The 2,559-nt window shown below is 70.4% G+C and carries 1 protein-coding gene and 1 pseudogene; both read left to right on the top strand.

Translation table 11 applies throughout. The features are described 5' to 3' along the window. Positions 1 to 498: 498 nt before the first annotated feature. Positions 499 to 1,371: pseudogene (locus ABD198_RS30385) on the top strand (AAA family ATPase); the annotation flags it as partial. Positions 1,372 to 1,836: 465 nt separating this feature from the next. Next, complete coding sequence (locus ABD198_RS30380; protein ID WP_344007936.1) at positions 1,837 to 2,010, top strand: hypothetical protein; 174 nt, start codon at positions 1,837 to 1,839, stop codon at positions 2,008 to 2,010. Positions 2,011 to 2,559 lie beyond the last annotated feature (549 nt).

Genomic DNA, 2,559 nt, shown 5'->3' with positions numbered 1-2,559 from the left:
GCGGTCCGTGACCACCCGATCGAGACTCCCGTTCGAAACGCATCCCTCAAGATCGGAACGACAACAGCCTCTGAGCATCGGCTGATGCACAGCCGAACCGCCGCCAGACCGTTGGCAGATACCGGCCGGTTGCGGCCGGGTTCCGTCAGGCCACCGCCGGTGCCGGTGCGGTGGCAGGCCGGGCCGAAGGAATGCCCAGGCAGGGTCCGGCGCTGCCAACGGGGCAGCCGCGCAGTGACGGCGTCGAGCGGGACCGGTGGTGCGTGCGGTACCGGCCGGTGGCGTGCTGGTCGCGGTCAGGAGGTGCCCGGTGCCGGTCGCGGCGAGGCAGGCGGGCGAGTTGCGGCCGCACAGCCCCGGACAACTCAAGGGCGCTCCGGCGCGTTGGGCTTCGCGGTACAGGCTGAGCAGGGTCTTGAGGCCGTACCAGTCACAGAAGGCCAGTTCGGAGACGTCCACGCGCACCACGTTCGGACGGTGTGTCAGGCAGGTCCGGGCGCGGACGCCGTCATCCGCGCCCGCTCCGGCGTGAAGTACCCGCGCCGCCCCATCGGCTCGTCCCTCTTCCTCGGTCCCACCGGCGCCGGCAAGACCGAACTGGCCAAAACCCTGGCCGCCGCCCTGTTCGACACCGAGGACAACATGGTCCGCCTCGACATGAGCGAGTACCAGGAGCGGCAGACCGTCTCCCGCCTGGTCGGCGCCCCGCCCGGCTACGTCGGCCACGAGGAGGGCGGCCATCTCACCGAGGCCGTACGTCGCAAGCCCTACAGCGTTGTCCTGCTGGACGAGGTGGAAAAGGCCCACCACGACGTTTTCAACACTCTGCTGCAGCTGCTGGACGACGGCCGCCTGACCGACGCCCAGGGCCACACCGTGGACTTCCGCAACACCGTCGTGATCACGACGAGCACCATCGGCTCCCAGTACCTGCTGGAAGGTGTCACACCTGACGGAGAGATCAAGGACGAGGCCCGTAGCGCGGTGATGGGCGAACTGCGCCGCCACTTCCGCCCGGAGTTCCTCAACCGGGTTGACCACGTCGTCCTGTTCAAGCCCCCTACGCTGCCGGAGATCGAGCGCGTCGTCGACCTGCTCACCGACGACCTGCGCCGGTGCCTGGCCGACCGCCGCCTGACCCTGCACCTGACCGAACCGGCCCGCCGGCACATCGCCGCCGAGGGCTTCGACCCGGTCTACGGCGCCCGCCCGCTGCCGCTTCATCCAACGCGAACTCGAAACCCGCATCGGGCGCGCCCTGCTCACCGGCGACATCCCGACGGCGCCACCATCACCGTCGACCTCGCCGACGACCGCCTCACCGTCGCCTGGGCCGCCGAGACGCCGGGCGCCGCAGCAGAAGCAGCCTGAGCGGTCACACTCAAACCGGAACAAAAACCTAAAAAAATCTTGAGCTGGGATGCATAGGTATCCCGACGCCCGGAAACAACCATGATGTCGGAACAGTCGGAAACCGTGCAGGAGAGGGAGGTGGTTGGACCCTGATCAGCACAGATCCACGTCAGGAACCCGAACGCTGGACGAAGCAGCGGCTCGGCATGTCCGGCCGCCTCGCCAGCGCCCACGAACACCCGGCGTAGCGGCGGCGACCTCCGTCTCGCCCCGGCCTCGCCCGCCGCGGCACACACCGCGGACCTCAGAACTGACGCGATCCGCCAACGCCAAGGCGCTCACAGGCGGAGCACACCAGGGCCTGGGGAAACCAGGCAGAGGTCCCGGCACACACGGCGGGCGTTACCGGCACGCCGGCAGTTCGCGACCAGACCCCCAGGGTGCCCTGGGGGTCGCCCATGCCGCAGAAGGGAGGGCAGACCCATGGCTCTACCGAGGTGGCTTCTCGCACCCCTGGCAGTCGGCATCGGCGGCTGCGGCCAGTACGCACCCGGCAGGCGCCCGCAGCCCAGCGACATCTGGACCGACGTCGACTGGTACGACCGCCTCCACGCCCGCTGGCTGCCCCTCCCGCTCCCAGTGGGCCGCGGCGGCTGACACGCGCTGACCGTCCCGCGCGGACTGCACTGTTCGGGGAGCGTCCCTGAGCTGCCGCCGCAGGGTGAGCCATCGGCCAGCGGGCGTGCTGTGCCTTCCGCTTATGCCGGTGGGCGCCCGAACATGCCTTCGCGTCCGGGCCGGTGGCCCCTGCGCGCACGCGGCGCACGGGCACGGCATGGCTGCTGCACCGCTGGGAGTAAGTACGGTGCAGTCGGATGGGCGGTCCCGCAGACTGTGCAGAAGCCGCGGGATGCGCGGGCGCCGTCGGGGAGCCAGGCCCACCGGCCCGCCCGTCCGCGGGATCATCCTGCAGCCCATCAGGTGGTTGGCCGGCTGCGGCGCGCCAGCACCGCACCACCGGTTCCCCGAACAGCTCATAGACGCTCACCGGGGAAAGTCACACACCACGGACACCACCGCGAGGATCACGGTGGTCACCGCGATGCCGACCATCACCACGCGCACAGCAGGCGAAAGCCCGCCGGCGCGGCGACCGGACCCAGGCCCGTGCGCTGCGTCAGCAGATGGTCAGCCTGCCGAGCGCGG

It is taken from the genome of Streptomyces thermocarboxydovorans, from assembly GCF_039524635.1.
GTDB lineage: Bacteria > Actinomycetota > Actinomycetes > Streptomycetales > Streptomycetaceae > Streptomyces > Streptomyces thermocarboxydovorans.
The sequence above is the reverse complement of the archived record's forward strand: the minus strand, read 5'-3'. Positions and strand labels throughout refer to the sequence as shown.

Excerpts from the sequence above, each read along its gene's own strand:
- ABD198_RS30380 (WP_344007936.1), top strand. The coding sequence starts at position 1,837 with ATGGCTCTACCGAGGTGGCTTCTCGCACCCCTGGCAGTCGGCATCGGC.